The organism is Sinorhizobium arboris LMG 14919 (assembly GCF_000427465.1).
Lineage (GTDB): Bacteria > Pseudomonadota > Alphaproteobacteria > Rhizobiales > Rhizobiaceae > Sinorhizobium > Sinorhizobium arboris.
In genome coordinates this window covers 580,459-596,033 of record NZ_ATYB01000009.1, presented here as the reverse complement: position 1 = coordinate 596,033, position 15,575 = coordinate 580,459, and the positions used below count along the sequence as shown (strand labels likewise).

General features: G+C 60.7%; 12 protein-coding genes. 5 read left to right on the top strand and 7 right to left on the bottom strand.

The window, feature by feature from the left end:
• The first annotated feature begins 15 nt into the window (after positions 1 to 15).
• Positions 16 to 1,260 (top strand): glycosyltransferase, encoded by a 1,245-nt coding sequence (locus SINAR_RS0110670; protein ID WP_027999093.1) that lies wholly within the window; start codon positions 16 to 18, stop codon positions 1,258 to 1,260.
• A 164-nt stretch (positions 1,261 to 1,424) separates the two neighbouring features.
• On the opposite strand, the gene SINAR_RS0110665 is transcribed toward SINAR_RS0110670, so the two are convergent.
• The 5 genes from SINAR_RS0110665 to SINAR_RS0110640 all read right to left on the bottom strand — a co-directional run bounded on the left by SINAR_RS0110665 (position 1,425) and on the right by SINAR_RS0110640 (position 6,976).
• Positions 1,425 to 1,676, bottom strand: coding sequence for a WGR domain-containing protein (locus tag SINAR_RS0110665; RefSeq protein WP_027999092.1), 252 nt, complete (start codon positions 1,674 to 1,676; stop codon positions 1,425 to 1,427).
• 570 nt (positions 1,677 to 2,246) lie between these two features.
• Entirely contained in the window at positions 2,247 to 3,203 is a 957-nt protein-coding gene (locus SINAR_RS0110655) for a Csu type fimbrial protein (protein ID WP_027999091.1), read from the bottom strand.
• 7 nt (positions 3,204 to 3,210) lie between these two features.
• Positions 3,211 to 5,604, bottom strand: coding sequence for a fimbria/pilus outer membrane usher protein (locus tag SINAR_RS0110650; RefSeq protein WP_234710594.1), 2,394 nt, complete (start codon positions 5,602 to 5,604; stop codon positions 3,211 to 3,213).
• Between the two features lie 19 nt (positions 5,605 to 5,623).
• Positions 5,624 to 6,346, bottom strand: a complete 723-nt coding sequence (locus tag SINAR_RS0110645) for a fimbrial biogenesis chaperone (protein ID WP_027999089.1) — start codon at positions 6,344 to 6,346, stop codon at positions 5,624 to 5,626.
• A gap of 24 nt (positions 6,347 to 6,370) precedes the next feature.
• Positions 6,371 to 6,976: a Csu type fimbrial protein gene (locus SINAR_RS0110640; RefSeq protein ID WP_234710593.1), complete on the bottom strand. Its 606-nt coding sequence runs from the start codon at positions 6,974 to 6,976 to the stop codon at positions 6,371 to 6,373.
• Between the two features lie 270 nt (positions 6,977 to 7,246).
• Between SINAR_RS0110640 and SINAR_RS01000000133360 the strand changes: the two genes are divergently transcribed.
• Positions 7,247 to 8,860, top strand: coding sequence for a putative bifunctional diguanylate cyclase/phosphodiesterase (locus SINAR_RS01000000133360; protein WP_033057248.1), 1,614 nt, complete (start codon positions 7,247 to 7,249; stop codon positions 8,858 to 8,860).
• Between the two features lie 139 nt (positions 8,861 to 8,999).
• Here the strand turns inward: SINAR_RS01000000133360 and SINAR_RS01000000133355 are convergent, their stop codons facing one another.
• A complete protein-coding gene (locus SINAR_RS01000000133355) occupies positions 9,000 to 11,126 on the bottom strand; it encodes a winged helix-turn-helix domain-containing tetratricopeptide repeat protein (protein WP_050577469.1) in 2,127 nt (708 codons plus the stop codon).
• Positions 11,127 to 11,283: 157 nt separating this feature from the next.
• On the opposite strand from SINAR_RS01000000133355, the gene SINAR_RS0110625 reads away from it, so the two are divergent.
• The 3 genes from SINAR_RS0110625 (at position 11,284) to SINAR_RS0110610 (ending at position 14,710) form a co-directional block, all read left to right on the top strand.
• Positions 11,284 to 11,586, top strand: a complete 303-nt coding sequence (locus tag SINAR_RS0110625) for a hypothetical protein (RefSeq protein WP_027999087.1) — start codon at positions 11,284 to 11,286, stop codon at positions 11,584 to 11,586.
• A 927-nt stretch (positions 11,587 to 12,513) separates the two neighbouring features.
• Positions 12,514 to 13,044, top strand: a complete 531-nt coding sequence (locus SINAR_RS0110615; protein ID WP_027999085.1) for a YcnI family copper-binding membrane protein — start codon at positions 12,514 to 12,516, stop codon at positions 13,042 to 13,044.
• 40 nt (positions 13,045 to 13,084) lie between these two features.
• The gene (locus tag SINAR_RS0110610; RefSeq protein ID WP_027999084.1) at positions 13,085 to 14,710 is read left to right on the top strand and encodes a copper resistance CopC/CopD family protein; all 1,626 of its coding nucleotides are present in this window, start codon (positions 13,085 to 13,087) and stop codon (positions 14,708 to 14,710) included.
• 129 nt (positions 14,711 to 14,839) lie between these two features.
• Here the strand turns inward: SINAR_RS0110610 and SINAR_RS1000000136585 are convergent, their stop codons facing one another.
• On the bottom strand, positions 14,840 to 15,568 hold the full coding sequence (locus SINAR_RS1000000136585) for a DUF6065 family protein (protein ID WP_027999083.1): 729 nt from the start codon (positions 15,566 to 15,568) through the stop codon (positions 14,840 to 14,842).
• Between the last annotated feature and the right edge of the window lie 7 nt (positions 15,569 to 15,575).

The window sequence follows — 15,575 nt, the reverse complement described above, 5'->3', positions numbered from 1 at the left end:
GGAGTATGAACCAATATGACCGCTGCAAAGATCATTCCCGATAACGAATATGTTGCCCGGTTCCTGAGCTCGTGGACTTACCGCAAGAATGCATTTCGGGTTGCCGACCTGCTGGTGGCCGGCAATGTCACTGACAGGAAGTCCATCCTTGAGATTTCAGACAATGACGAAATCCTGGCGGAGCTCGTTACTTTCTTGGCCCGCTCCCGCCGGTTCGTTCGTACGATCTCCCATCCACTTCGCATCGGTATCGTTTTCGCGGTCTGGAAAGAGGTTCGCCGGCTGCAGCCGCATTCGGCGGCAAACCCGACCGGTGAAGACGCCTTGCGCGCCAAGGTGGCTGAACTGGAATGGTTGTTTCGCGACACCCCCGTCAAGTGGACCATCTACATCGTCGACGACGGGTGCCCCGATGGCAGCCTCGATGTCGCCCGGCGCATCGTGGATGAGGCAAAGCTCCAGAATTTCGTCCTTGTGAAACTCCGCGATGCCCTGCCGAGCCCGGATCTGCCCTTGTCCAAGCTCGACAGCGCCTCGTCTTCGACAAAGGGCGGCGCGGTTCTGCACGGGATGCAAAGAGCTGCCCGGGAGGGGCATGACTATGTCATGTACACCGACTGCGACAACAGCAACAATCTGGGCCAGATCGGACTGTTTCTTGAGGAGTTGGTCGGCCGGGGGAAGAAGGCGGCGATCGGCGATCGCAGGGCCACGCGCATTTCGGAATGGCAGGCCACGCGCGAAAGCGAGTCCTACGCCAATTATATATTGAAGCGCGTCCACGCGCTTCTGGACTTCGACCTTCTCCTCGGCGACGTCACGTGCCCCTTCAAGATGTTCGAGAGGGAATATCTGCTCGAGCTTCTCGTGCACATGGACGTGTTCGACTTCTGTGTGGATTTCGATATCGTCGGCTATCTCAAAACGAGCGGCGCGCCGGTGGCGATCGTTCCGATCGTGTCGGTGGATTCGGACTCCGAAACGACGTGGATTGCGCTCACCAACGTGAAGGTTTGGTGGCAGAAGCTCCACGGCTTTATCTATGTTATTGAAAAATACAAATTACCGCACGATGAACGGGCCGCCAAGCTGGTGCGGGAAAACCTCTGGACAACCGAGAACATCCAGAAGGTCCTCCAGACCGCGAGCGATGGGGTAATCTCCAGCGGGCGGCGCCTGACAACCGCAGATCAGCTTGAAATGCCATTCGAGGCCGTTGAAGCGTGGATCCGAACGGCGAACGAGGAGCGGGCAGCCTGAGGGGACCTAGGGCATGGTGAGCCTGCGCCGGGTTGTCTCCCTGCGCATCTTTGCCGTGCTCGTCCACCGCTGCGTCGTTTGCATCTTCTTCGGTCGGTCTCGCCGGTCGATCATTGGCAATCGGCCCTTTCGTGGCGCGGCGGCCAGGCATCAAACTTCGGAGGTCAAGAGCGCGGCTGGGGCTTGTAACCGCGCGCTCGCTTCCGGCGAGCCAAGGAAAGGAAGTGTCCGATCGCCTGACGCTCATCCTTGAACAGATCAACGCGCTCTTTGCCGCGGGTGCCGATCCGGCCCCAACGGCGGACGAGCGAAGCGCCGCCGAAGAGATCCGGCTCGATAGACATTGTGTAATAGCGCGCCATGTTCCTGGTCGCGTCAATTCGTTGAACATGCAGGCGGAACCGGTGCTGGGTCATGCCTGCGAGCTTGGCCGGTCGAGGACTCGCCGTCCAACGACATTTATGAATCGATCATCGCCGACCGATTCGAAAATTTGATGCGACGCTCGAGCATCAGCGGCACTGGGGGAATTCCGATCGGGGACGCTTCGAGCCGGCGGCGTCGGACGGCGGAGATGAGGAGCGACATACTCGCCGACTGCGCAGCCTGCGGCAACGCCAAGAAGAAAGCCGCGGTCTGACATCGATCAATAGGCGTTGTCTCTGAGAAACTGATCGATCGCGGCCTTCATGAGTACCGTCATCTTCGGCATCATTCTTCGATGAAGGCCTTTTGCAGCCGCGTCTTCGTATCATTATCCGCTAGCAAGCCCGAAACTGCCCGGTGCAATGAATGTCACTAGTTCCGGGACGCAACACCGATTTTGCTGACTTCTGGCAGGTTGGTCGATCGGCCCAGGTGCGCATTCCCAATCGCGGTGTTCGGCTCTCGCAATGGACAGAGAACCTATGGTTCCGTATCTTCTAACGGCCAGCATGGCTCACCGGGTATGTGTTGCCTGAAGGACGGCCCAGCTTGCGCAGCACTCAGTAGGTAACGGTTACGACAACAGTATCTGAATAGGTGCCGGTGGGTGGCGTCGGCTGCGGCGGTACACGCCCATAAACCGGCAGGTTCTGCGTCACCCCCGCTCCTGTGCCGGTCACCGCTTGTGCGCCGGAATTGCCCCATGGCTGACTGCGCGCAGCATCTTTGTAAAGACCGTACGTAACGGCCCGGTCGCCCAGCGTCATGCGCCGGTTTGTCGGACCGGTGCCACTGAGGCCGTTGCTGAGGCCAACGCTGTATGCGGTGCCTTGGGTGCAGGTGACCCCGAGATTGCCGGCCGCATCAATATTCGTGTTGAGTACGCCATAATTGCCGAAATAGAGTCTCTGCGCCGTAACCCGGCAGTTCGAAGCGATAATGGCTTGTGTGCTGAAGGTCGGCGACACGGGGTTTTGGGTCACGTTCGAGCATGGCTGGGGATTGACGCTGTAGGTCCGCCAATTGAAGCGCGTTCCGGTCGCCGTCCCTGAAAAAGTCGAAGTGTAGGTGCCGGAGGGCGTGGTTTGTTGGCCGGGCAGAACACGCGCGTAAATCGTCCGCGTTGCCTGCGCCGAGCCTAGGGGGGTTGCTGTCAAGGTGAGTTGCACCGGATTGCCCAGTGAAAGCTGATCCACTGCGCCCCAGGGCGTCGTACGTGCCGCGTTCTGATAGAAGCTGTAGTTCAGGGCAGCGTTGCTGGCACTGCGCATTTGACGGACGCCGGATGTCGCGCCTCCGGATCCCGCATTAATGTTCAGACATACATTGAACCTGGCGCCGGTCACGCCTCCGTTGCACGTGACGGTCACGGTCGCCGTCGAGTCTATTGCATTTCCCGCCAACGTATCGACCGTTCCGAAGTTGACGTTGGTGACGCCGAACGAACAGCTTTGCGCCAGTGCTGCTGCGGGCGCGAGAAGAACGAAGACAAAACCTGTCGATAGAAAACGTAGCATGGTGTCCTCATTGGATCGGGCGGCAGATGGCATCGGGAATCGAGACCTGTTCGCCTTGGCGGGGCTCGAAGGTGAACTCCGCTACACACTTGCCTCGGGTTGGCTGGTCGATGACGATCCGGTTCTGCGAGCCGAGCCCGGTGATGTAGGCCTGACCGTCGTAACCGACGACAAAGCTTTGCCCCTTGTCCTCAATCTCACCGGTGGCTCCTGTCTCGACAAATTCGCCATCGTCGGCGCGAAGTGTCACGAGCGCCGCTTTTACATCGGTGTCGACATCAAACCTGACCACTGTACCACTGCGGTCGGCCGGAACCGTCACTTCTCGCGTCGCGCCGACGGTGGCATCGAGCGGGAGATTGGTTGGATCGATCGTGATCTGGTTCGACTCGTACGACCGTAGATCCGGGACAAGGAGCTTGCCCCGGCGGTTGGTGCGGCCCGCCGGACGATTCTCGTACTGCACTTCAACATCCGGGACCCCGGTATCAACAACGGCAAAAGCGTCATCGACCCGATTCGACAGGAAGGCATCGCGGCCCGCGAAGACAATTGCACCATCGACCTGACCGGTGGCGCGATACTGATCGTTATGCTGCTCGACGCCAGCCTCGAAACGCGCGAACCGCGAGCGGTAGCTGGCTGCTGCAGCACGGTTTGTCACCGATCCATCCGTGTCTCGCAGCCGCCATCCGACGCTGCCGATTTCGGCGGTCTCCGATCTCACCAAATCGGCCGTAACGGAGGTCCCGTCGGAATCAGAAGACACGCCCGTCGAGGCGTAGACGCTGTCGCCGATCGGGATGGAAAGCCCGGCAAAGACACCGAACGAATTCTTTTCCTTCAGGTCCGTGAACGCAGTGGCATAGAGCGAAGCTTTACCTATCGGGCGGTTGAGCGAGAAGGCGAGAAGCTCCGAGCGGTCGCCGGCGGCCGTCTCGAGATGCGTGTAACTGAAGTTCAGCGTCGACGGATCGAACTTCAGGGGAGTGGACAGGGACACCTGGTCGAGCGCGCGCGGCGGCGCGGCACTGATGACGACATCTTCGGGCAAAGATCCGTGGAATGATTCTGCAGTGACGCCCGCGATATCGTTGTAGTCTCCGAAGGTGCGTTGTGTTCGCGCAAATAAGTGAACGTCCTGCCAGAGTTCCAATTCGAGACTGCCCGCGACCTGGAACCCAGTCTGCCCATCATAGCTGCTCGTTGCCGCAGCAATTGATCCGACGCCATACGGGCCGATGCCGAAGACCGTCCCCGCGCCACCATTGACCAGACCCCCACCACCCTCGGCGTGTCCCTCGAACGTAAGCCAGTCTGTGAGACCGTATCGAATGGTGCCGGAGGTCATGAGCCGGCCGTCGTAATCGTTCGATTCCACACCATAAAACCGGCGGGCAAAGCCCACCTCGGCCGAGAAATCCCAGAGCCCGGACGCCAGCAGGTTGGAAGAAGCGAAAAACGGAGTTTCGGATGTCGTCTCCCGCCCGAGCGCATCGCGCACCACAATGCGAGCGGTCCCGCTCCCTGTCACGACCGGCAGATCGGTGATTTGGAACGGACCGGCCGGCACCTGCTCCGAAACCCGCCGGGCATTGTTGACGTAGACGTCTACCGTTGACGGCACGGCGGCGGAGCCGGCCAACTCGGGTAGCGGCATGGTAACGAGGTCGGGCCGGAGCCCGAAGTTGCGCTGGATCTGAACCCCTCCGAGGCGGGTCGGACGAGTCCAGCTCAATCCCCCCGTGATTACATCACCCGCCCGAGCCGTCGTCATCCACTTCTGGCTTGAATAGGACCAGGTGGTATCAAGGCGGGTAGAACCATACAGCTCACTCGGTGAGCTTGACGCGATGTAGGAGGCGGTGAGAACCCCCGCGGGACTGAACAATCGGCCCTCGAACCAGCCGGAAAGCCCCTCATAGCTCCAAATGTCATCGATGCCGTCCCCGCCGGTGCTGCCAAAGAGCGTGTAATTCAAAAGGCCGCCGAAACTGCTCCTAGCGGCAGGCGCGGCGGATCCTTCCTGAACGCCCTCGTGTGCTTTGACTACGCGCGCGGAAAGCGAGTCGAATTCGACCGTGAAATGGATGCTCTGGGTTGCCTCGTCATACTCAAACGAGACGCCCGGCAGACGCGCAATATCGATCAACCCATCAGGTCGCATCGCTTCCTCGGCGGGGTATATCCCGACGTTGCGTAGTTGGTCCGGTTCGATCGCCAGCGCGCCGTCAGGGTCGCGACGGAACGCGGCGACGAGTTCCCGCGACGAGCCATTGATGAAGACTTCGAGCTGTAGCTCGTTGGCCGTACTGAATGCATCGGATGGATCGCGAACGATAATCCCGGCATCGAGACCATCCTCCGCGAGCGCCATGGAATGGAGCAGCGAAGTAGCCATTCCAAACAACACAAGACCGCTAGCCGCCGCTGAGACGCGCGGTCGCATCAAGACGTCCTGCTTCGCTGTCCGCCGATATGGTCACTGATCCGGCACCTCGACCTCGACCTGTGCCCGGCACGAACCACTTCGCGGTGGAATTTCCCAGTACATAGCCGACGAGTCCGCCCCCGCGCGCGAGAACTGTGCTGCCGCTGCTCAGAGCAAGGTCCGAGATCCTAATCCGCTGGCTGCCACGGTTGCGAACCGTGACAACGTATCCGCCGCGTGCCTTTTGGACCGCCCAGGATGGAGCAGCATTGGCGGCCTCTGGGTTGCCAAAGAAGACCGGAATAGAATGGCGCACAACCATCACGACCGCGGAAGCCGTACGACGCGAGGGGTCGGGCAGTTCATCGACGACGAGCCGGTAACTCTCCTCGGCTTCAACCGGCCGTTTCGATGTGCGGACGATGCGTACTAGGTTTTCCCCACCAGGCCGGAGGGCCGTAATCGGCGGGCTGGCGACCACTTCATTGGTCGCCTCGTAGGTGTTCTCACCGTTGACTTGTCTCCAGCGGAAGACGCGGATTTGGACATTGATTGGCGTGCGCGCCTCGTTCCAGATGCGCATCGTAGAGGCCGCAGTGGGCGCTTTGAGATCCAGGATCACCGGCGCCACACGAAGTGAGGCAGCTTCTGCCCCTGCAATCCATTGCGAAAATATAGCCAAGCCAGCAACGACCGTTGCGAGTAGCCGCATCGTTTTGCTCTCCTTCGGGGGTCGTCAGTAGGTAACGGTGACCGTCACGACATCGGTGTACGTGCCCGCAGCGGGCGTTGCCTGTGCCGGCACCTGACCAAACACTGTGTACGCTTGCTCAGAGCCATTGCCCGTGCCGGCAACGGTATCGGTTCCGATCGTATTGCCCCAGACCGTCGTGTGTCCGGCATCCGTGTAGAGCGAATACGCGACCGTTTCTGAATTCGGTCCCGTCATGAGCCGCGATGCGACCGTGGCGCCAGCGCCTTGTCCCGAATTAAGCCCGATGTTGTAGGGCGTCCCGTTGGTACACTGAACGGCAATTGCGCTGGTCGCATCTATGACGGCGTCAATAACGCCTGACGCGCCGAAATTCAGGTCGGTGGCCGAATTGATTTGGCATTCGGCATTGATCGATATCTGGACGTTGAATTGAGTGGTCGCAGTCTGGCCAAACGCGGAGCCGGTGACGAGTGCAGTGAGCACGGCAGATGAGCGGGCGGCAAGGCGTACCTCCTTGCGTCTGGTTCGAACTTTCAAACGGCCGTCGGCAATTGCGGCGGAAGCCTGCTCGGCCATGACTGTATTCAAGAGCGCCGCGATCCTCGCGGCACGAAGAAGGTTCAGCATGCGTTGGCTCCTCTCAGGTTAACCCCTAAGACGCATGCCATCACGCCCACATTCGCATAGCCCCCGCGATGACTGTGACGTCAAGACAAGCGGATAATAGCCACAAAAATTGATGAAAGTCATTTTTTATTCTTCAACTCAGGAGAGTTGAATATTATACCTATCTCAGACACTGTAGAAACGCAGTTCCTGACCACAGCCGTATTCGTGATTCCTTAGTAATTACTTATTTAGACCGCTCGCAAATGTAAGCGTGTGAGGTGGAAACGGGTGTCGGGCGAACATGGCGCTTCGGTTTCGTTCTATGACGACGCATTCCAGCTCACATCCTGCTCAGAACGTTTCGCCGAACAGCATCGAATGGTCTCCTCGGCCGGAATAACGCTCTGGGAGATCTATCCTGAGCTGTTGGCAAATCACCGGCTCGTCGTGCAACGCGTCCTTGCCGACGGAGTCGCGCGCGAGGTGGAGCTCGGAACAGCCCCCCGATATTCCGTGTTCCTCTTGCGCGCGGTCGGCGGCCTTGGCGTCATCGAGATGCGAGAGGGCTCTCCTCCCCTCAACGAGAAACCTGGTTCTGAAGATGACCGCGAGCTCCTGCTTCACCAGGCAACCCATGACCCTTTGACCGGCTTGCCGAACCGTCGGGCGTTCAGCATACAATTGCAGCGTCTCCTGCCCTCACCCGCCGGCTCGAAATTTGCTCTCATGCAAATTGATCTCGATGATTTCAAGCCGGTGAACGACACGCTCGGGCACGCGGCCGGCGACGTGGTGCTGCAGATGGCCGCCGAAAGGATTAGAGGCGTGCTGACAGACGGGGATGTTGCCTATCGTCTCGCCGGAGACGAGTTTGCGATCATTCTACCCCGCGCTAATGAGCTTGCCCATGCTGAGCAGGCTGCGGAAGCTGTCGTTGGTGCTTTCAAGGAGCCCTTCGCCGTCGAAGGCATCAGCGTCTTTGTTGGGGCGAGTGTCGGCGTTGCGATCTCGCCTGACGACGGCAATGACAGCGAGCAATTGATGAAGGCCGCCGACATCGCCCTCTATGCGGCAAAGAATGACGGCCGTCGCCGGTCAAGGACCTTTCGCCGGTCAATGCTCGTCATTCTCGAGCAGCGGGAAATGCTGCGGCGCGGTTTGAGGACGGCGCTTCAGAACGACGAGTTGTTCATCGAATATCAGCCGCTGCTGGATTTGCCATCCTCGATTAGCGGCTTCGAAGCGCTGGTCCGCTGGCGTCACCCGTTGGCGGGTATAGTACCGCCCGCCGTGTTCATTCCGATGGCGGAAGCAGATGGTCTGATGGGGGACATCGGCCAATGGGTGCTTGCGGAGGCCTGCAAGCAGGCTGTCAAATGGCCCCAGCACTTCAGGCTGGCAGTGAACGTGTCGTCGGCCGAGTTCCTCCGTGAGGGCTTGCCCGACCGGATTGCCGAGACTTTGGATGTAACCGGCTTCCCTGCCGATCGCCTGGAACTGGAAATCACGGAATCGGTGCTGCTTGAGCGAAACAGGGAGAACCTGGATGTCTTGGATACGCTAAACGTCCTCGGCGTGGAGATTTCTCTCGATGATTTCGGCACGCACTACTCCTCTCTCGATCATCTCAAGAGCTTTCCTTTCGACATGATCAAGATCGACAGGCACTTCATCAAAGATTTGGACGCCAACGAGAAAAGCCGCACAATCGTACGCTTCGTCGTTTCGCTCGCTCATGGACTGGGCATGAAGGTAACGGCTGAGGGAGTCGAGACGGCCGATCAGGCCCTTTGGCTCGAGCAAGAAGGATGCGACAGGCTGCAGGGATACCTGTTCGGCGCTCCTATGCCGGCGAGCGCCATCGGCGACTTCCTCAAGCAGTGGTCATTGGAGTGGCTGTAGGTAACTGGGCTGAACTCATCCGAGGCACCCCTATTTCGATGACGTCGCAAGAGGCGCATCTTGCGACCCGAAGGTCTGTTCTGAACCAACCCCGAAATGACAAGTGCCGCCAGGTCAGTTCCTCATTTAGATCGTTCGCTCATTCTACCTGTGAGAACGCAAACGCCCCGCGGGCGTCTATCCATATCAGTTCATTCTCCGCGGCTCTCGTTCCTCCGGGATTGTGGACCACGGTCCCGCAAAATCTCACGCCGCCTGACCAGACATAACAAACTGCAGCATCGTCGATTTCGACCTTGCCATTGGTTACCGAGCCCCAGTCGCCGGATAATGTGGCAGTGCCGTCTGCCGTAATCGACGCGGCGTGTTCCTCGCCAGTCGCGAGGGTACGCCCGTGCAATCGGTGACCTAGCAACAGTTCACGCACTGCACCGGCTGACAGCCGGTTCTTGGCGTGTTCTTCACTCTCGAGGGACTTCGGCACGCCGGCCAACGCCAATCCCTCTTTTAGGCGCTCACGATCCGCAAACGTCGAATAGTCAAAGCTGGGCATAGAGGCGATCGTGATTGCAACGTCACCGCGCCTTAGTCTGCTATCGTTGAATCGCGACAGCGCGGCCGCTGCGTCCTCGAGGCGGCCGAGATGCGCATAAGCGGCCGCCAGCAGTAGCAGGCACTCCGCATCGGGGCTGAGTCCAATGACCTTCTCCAGAGACGTTGAGGCTTCCGCGTAATCCCCGTTGCTGAACTGAGCCAACCCAAGGACGAAGAAAAAATAGGGTGGAGAGTGCGGCTCGAGTCGCATAGCTGTCCGGATGTGGGCAACAGCCTCCCTTGATCGACCGGAGGACGTCAGTATCCACGACATGACCGCGTAATTCCAAGGTTCTCCCGGATCGAGCGCAATTGCTTTCTGGATCTCGTCGAGCGCGGGAGCGTGCTTCCAGTCCATCTGCAGCAGCATGGCCGCCACCTGATGTGCCAGAGCCGTTGGCCGCTTTTGCGCCTCCAGGAAATAGAGCTGTGCGCGCGCTTGCGATTCGCGGACCGGAATGCCCAGTCTGTAGCTCCAAAGCGCGTTGGCTGTCTGTACGTATACGAGTGCCAGCGCGGCGTATGCACGCCCGTAGCTGGGATCCAACTCGATTGCATGCTCGAAGTAAGGAACTGCCGCCGCGTAATCCTCGGGAGTGGTGCGTCTGTAGTGTTCCCAACCCCTCAAGAATGCGTCGTAGGCGTCGGGCACGCTGGTTTCCGCTTCATGAAGGGCATTCCGTTCGGCGTCAGTCAGCCGCAGTGCCAAGGCATCTACGATGGCGCCGGTTATCTCGTCTTGCAACGCAAAGATGTTGCCGAGAGAAGCATCGTATCGCTCTGCCCACAACTGTCCAGCGGTCGTGGCATCCACGAGGTGTACATTGATGCGGACCCGACTGCCCGCCCGCTGAATGCTGCCTTGCAGGACATAACGCACCCCGAGTTCCTGCGCGACGTCCCGAATTTCTATTGGTTTGTCCCTGTAGGCGAACGCCGAATTGCGGGCGATTACGAACAAGCCTGAGACCCGGGACAAATCCGTGATCAGGTCGTCAACAATGCCGTCGGTGAAATATCCGTCGGCCCGATCTCGGGTCAGGTTCGCGAACGGAAGCACGGCAATTGACGGCTTGTCGGGCAAGGGCAAGCGCGACTCGAAAGTCGGGGCCCACGGGCGAAGCCAACCCGTGGCGCCGGCCACCGCAAAAAGGACAAGCACAAGAATTGCTCCAACGATCGCTCGCCGTTGCCACCAGCGCGTGGCGGTCCTCGCGGTTGTATGGCGGGCGACAGCCGGCTCGCCATGCATGGACACGGGCTCGGGGGACCTAATGGCTACTCGCTCGCAGCGCGAATTTGAGACTTCCGGTTCAAAATCCGGAAGCCGATCGTTTGTCGCAGTCTCGCATTCTTCGACCACAAGCGGCCCGGCGAACCGATAACCAACCCTCGGGAAGGTCGCGATCCACTCTTCATCACCGGGTGCGACTTGAAGCCGCTTCCGGAGTGCAGCGATCTGGACCGTCAGATTGCTCTCCTCGACGTAGGTATTCGGCCATGCCGCTTCCATCAAAGCGGACTTGGCGACCACTTGCCCTCGCGCCTCGGCAAGCGCCCGGAGCAGGGCTAGCGGTTTGCTTCCTAGGGGCACGGGAACGCCGTACTCGAACAGAGCATCACGCCCGGTATCGAGCAGAAAGGGGCCGAACGAGAAGCGCTGAGACGCCATGAACCATCATATCGCAGTTCGGGAAAATTTTGGGATCATTTCGGAGGGATTTCAGGACTGGCGGCGGAGGATGCCCGATTCTGTCGGCGTACGGGATCGGCGAAATGGCTTTCCGAATCCCGCACTCCGATAGGGAACCGATGGAGGAGGAGTAGCAATGAGGAAGTCTGCATTCGCCGCGATTGTATTTGTCGGCATCACGGCTCTATCCAGCTCCGCTATGGCCCAGTCGGCAAGAGGCGATCCGATATATATCGGCGCCCGTTCGACAAACCCCGAGCAGGAGACCTTCGGCTATTACCTGCCGAAGATGGAGGGCACTCACCTGCTCGCCTTCATAGGTCCCGCTCGCAATATCGGTGGCGTCACGGGTGATGCCGAGAAGGACACATCCGCCTATAGGCCAGTGGTCGGAGTTCTGGCACCCGATGGTCGGTCCTTCTGTTTCGAGCGCGAATGACGCCCTCGTCGGTCACACGTTTGGTCCGCCGCTGCTCTGACGTGGGGAGAGCTCGACGGCCTGGCCGATTGGCCATTGTGGCGTCGTGTTATCGCGCTGCAGGATCTCCAGAATCTGGCTGTCAGGCACCGAGCTGCGGCGGAACAGAGGGCAGCAGGAGGACTCACGCTGCGATTTCGCCCGGATCGTTGATGTGGAACAATGAAGTGTGTAGGCGCCCCGCGTAGGTAACCTCTGTCAGCCGTGGTGTAGCGGAACAGCAGGGGGATTGATCGTGTCGAGACGACGCAATGGTTGGAGACTGGCGCCGGTCGCGGCTTGCCTGCTCGTCCTGCAATCCGTCGTCGCTGCTTTCGCCTCAGGCGAGAGGCCGATCTCTCCGGAGCTCGATGCATTCGGCAACCTGCTGTGCATCAGCGCGCACCTCTCCGAGCCCGGTGATCACAATGACGGCCAACATGATGGCGGCTATCGACGACCGCCCGACTGCTGCTTGCTCGGATGCTGCGTGTCGCCGCCACGGCTGGCAAGCTCCACGGATTGGGGCTCGCTGCGCCTGATTTCTGACCTGTCCCGCGCGCGTCAATTTCCCCGGCCGGTGATTCAATTCCGTGCCCATGAGCATAGGCCGGGGTATCCCCGTGCTCCTCCAACGCTGATCGCCTGACCCCTTTTTGCCCAGTGCCTCCACGCAAGTCTTCGCCCGAAACCGAAAGCCTGATGTCTGCGGCGACCGGCCGCGAGCTTTGAACTGCGCGCGTTCGACTCGCCCACGGGTCGGGGGGCCTTTAGGCATCCGGCGAGCAGCGGCTGCCCTCGATGTCCGGATCGCCGTTTCCAAACACACGCTAGAGCCCGGCGGAAGACATTCCATCGGTGTCCACCCGGACGCCGCAGCAAGGTTCAGCAATCCAAAGGAGAAACGAAATGTTGAAAAGACTGATCGCCGCCACGGCCCTGATCGGAGCGAGCGCCATGGTGGCCTTCGCCCACGGCACAGTTGAAGTCACGGAGGCGCATGTCGGTGCTTCCTACAAGGCGGTCATCCGCGTGCCGCATGGTTGCGAGGGCAAGCCGACAATTGCCGTGCGGGTGAAGGTTCCGGAAGGAATGATTGCCGCAAAGCCGATGCCTAAGCCGGGCTGGACGCTGGAGAAGGTTAAGGGCCCCTATGAGAAATCTTATGATTACTTCGGCACGCCGATGAAAGAGGGTGTCAGGGAGATCCTCTGGAAGGGCGGCAGCCTGGCCGACGACGAATATGACGAGTTCGTGTTTCGGGCGTTCCTGACCGATGGCCTCCCGGTCGACAAGATTCTCTACCTGCCGGTGGTGCAGGAATGCCCGGATGGCGCGGCCGAGCGGTGGATCGAGATTCCGACGGAAGGGCAATCGAGTGACGATCTCGAATATCCGGCGCCGGGCATCAAGTTGCTGGAGAAGAAGGGCGGCCATTGATTAAGCACGAGCCGATGCGTCCACAGGTCCGGCAACCGCAATGAGAGCCCACAGACCACTCATATCGCCTCGCTTCTCGCGCTTTGCGCGGCTGGTGGCGCTTGCGGTGCTGGGCATTCTCGCGCAGATCGGCGTCGCCTGGGCACACGCATCGCTCAACGCGAGCGAACCGGGGGACGGCGCGGTGATCGACACCGCGCCGTCGACCTACCAATTGACGTTCAGCGAACCGGTGTCGCCGCTCTCGCTCAGGCTGGTTGGACCGGACGGCTCGTCGGTGCCGCTCGAACGCTTCGAGATCACGGATCGAACCGTCGAGATCGTCGCGCCCGCCAACATCGGCCGCGGGACGCATGTGCTGAGCTGGCGCGTGATCTCGGCGGACGGGCATGCGGTGAGCGGCTCGCTCGTGTTTTCGATCGGGGCGGCAACTTCCGAGCCGCCGCTCATTGGGGAAGGCACCGACTGGGCCGTGCGCGCCGGCATCCTCGGATCAAGAGTGGCACTCTATGTTGGTCTGTTTCTCGGCGTTGGCGGCGCGTTCGCGTCAAGTTGGCTGCTCGGCGGCTCTCGATCCGGCCGCCGCGCCGTTGCGGCGGCCCTCGGTGTCGGCATCCTTGGCACCCTGTCCTCCGTTGGATTCCAGGGGCTCGATGCACTGGGTGCTCCGCTCGCCCGCATCTGCGAGCCCTTGATGTGGTCCACAGCGATGGCAACAAGCCACGGGCGCACGGTGATCACCGCCTCTATCGCGCTCGCGGCCGCGGGCGTGGCTGCTCTCGGAAAGCGGCAGTTTGCGCGGCCAGCATCGCTCATCTCCTTAATCCTCGTCGGTGCGGCCCTGTTGCTGAGCGGCCATGCGGCGACGGCCCAGCCGCAATGGCTCGTGCGCCCGGCCCTATTCCTCCACGCCGCGTCGATCGCCTTCTGGATGGGTGCCTTGGTACCTCTCGGCCTTGCGCTGAGACGCGGCGACCCGGCCGCGCCGACGGCGCTGCGCCGTTTCTCCGCGACCATCCCCTATGTCGTCATTGCACTTTTCGCCGCGGGCGTCGTGCTGACCCTCGTGCAGGTGCAGGAGCCCAATGCCCTCACCACGACGACCTATGGCCAGGTGCTTCTTGTCAAGTTGGGGCTGATCGCCGGGCTGTTCCTGCTCGCCGTCGTCAATCGTTGGCGCCTGACCAGGCCGGTCGTCGCCGGCGAGGTCGCTGCCACGTCGTGGCTGGTTCGCACGATCGCTGCCGAGACGGCGATCGTGCTGCTGGTGTTCCTGGTTGCGGCGTCCTGGCGCTTCACACCGCCGCCGCGCACCTTGGCCGCGGCCGCCAGGCCGGCATCGACGCACATCCATACCGACAAGGCGATGGCCCTCGTTGAGGTTCGGCCCGGACGCCCCGGCCAGGGCGACGTTTCGATCAACCTCTCAACCGGCGAATTGGAAAGACTTTATGCCAAGGAGGTTATGCTGGTGCTTTCCAAGCCTGATTCCGGTATAGAGCCGTTTAGTCGACCGGCGGTGCGACGCGAAGAAGCCGTCTGGCGCATCGACCAAATGCCCATCCCGCTCGCGGGCACCTGGCAGGTCCGCGTGGACATCCTGATCAGCGATTTCGAGACGGTGCGGCTGAGGGGGCAGATCAGAATCCGGCCATCAGGCCAGTGAACGCTTTCAAAAGCAAGCGTTCGGCGTAAGCTCGGTGACGTCGGAAATCACCGCTCACCTTCCAGAGCTAAGTCTCTTCCGACGGCCGGACCACAATAGCCGGCTTGCCGGAGAAATTACGAAAAACACCTAGGCGAACGGCTTCAGCCGCAATCGGCTGCGGTGATCCTCCGCCCCGTTGCGCCCGGACGGACACACCCCGCGGAAATACGACTTCTGCCATTTCTCGCGCACCGCGTCGGAGTTCGGATCGTTCAGCCCCTCGTTGAAGCTGTTCCGGCTCTCCGACCAGGCCTTATATTCGCCCTCGAGCTCCGGATTTTCCGATAGCTTGCGCATTTCGGGCGTGACGCTCTCGAGCTCCCCGCGCGTGACGGGAAAGATGTGGCAGATCGGTTCGCCTGCCTCGAACCGCACCCGGCGACCCGCCCGGGTGAACTGCCAATTCATGGTGAAGGTGTAGGGCGACCAATCGGTCTCGATGATACCCGTCAGCGCTGCGATACCGTCTTTCGGCCTGTTCAGCGGTCCCGTCACGAACAGGTCGGTGCCACTGTCGGTCTTGAACAGGCACGGAATGTGAAAGGTCAGCGTACCGCTGCCGAAGTGGCTGACGGCCGGCGCATGGGTGCCCGGATCCGGTTCGATGCGAACGGCATTCTCCCCTTCGCCTCCATCCCACGCCGCGGAAAAACCGGCCGCATTCAGAATTTCCCACCCATGCGCATTCGCGATGTTCAAGGGCAGGCAACGATAGGCAAAACGCTGGTTCGTCCTGTTCATCCACTCGCGCTCCAGGGGAGCCGGGCGGATGGTCAACTCATATCCGTCGATCACATAGGCGGTCAGTCTCGTCATGCGGGTT

Bases quoted from the DNA above. Each gene is read 5' to 3' on its own strand.
- SINAR_RS0110670 (WP_027999093.1), top strand. From the start codon at position 16: ATGACCGCTGCAAAGATCATTCCCGATAACGAATATGTTGCCCGGTTC.
- SINAR_RS0110665 (WP_027999092.1), bottom strand. From the start codon at position 1,676: ATGACCCAGCACCGGTTCCGCCTGCATGTTCAACGAATTGACGCGACC.
- SINAR_RS0110655 (WP_027999091.1), bottom strand. From the start codon at position 3,203: ATGCTACGTTTTCTATCGACAGGTTTTGTCTTCGTTCTTCTCGCGCCC.
- SINAR_RS0110650 (WP_234710594.1), bottom strand. From the start codon at position 5,604: ATGGCTACTTCGCTGCTCCATTCCATGGCGCTCGCGGAGGATGGTCTC.
- SINAR_RS0110645 (WP_027999089.1), bottom strand. From the start codon at position 6,346: ATGCGGCTACTCGCAACGGTCGTTGCTGGCTTGGCTATATTTTCGCAA.
- SINAR_RS0110640 (WP_234710593.1), bottom strand. From the start codon at position 6,976: ATGCTGAACCTTCTTCGTGCCGCGAGGATCGCGGCGCTCTTGAATACA.
- SINAR_RS01000000133355 (WP_050577469.1), bottom strand. From the start codon at position 11,126: ATGGCGTCTCAGCGCTTCTCGTTCGGCCCCTTTCTGCTCGATACCGGG.
- SINAR_RS0110625 (WP_027999087.1), top strand. From the start codon at position 11,284: ATGAGGAAGTCTGCATTCGCCGCGATTGTATTTGTCGGCATCACGGCT.
- SINAR_RS0110615 (WP_027999085.1), top strand. From the start codon at position 12,514: ATGTTGAAAAGACTGATCGCCGCCACGGCCCTGATCGGAGCGAGCGCC.
- SINAR_RS0110610 (WP_027999084.1), top strand. From the start codon at position 13,085: ATGAGAGCCCACAGACCACTCATATCGCCTCGCTTCTCGCGCTTTGCG.
- SINAR_RS1000000136585 (WP_027999083.1), bottom strand. From the start codon at position 15,568: ATGACGAGACTGACCGCCTATGTGATCGACGGATATGAGTTGACCATC.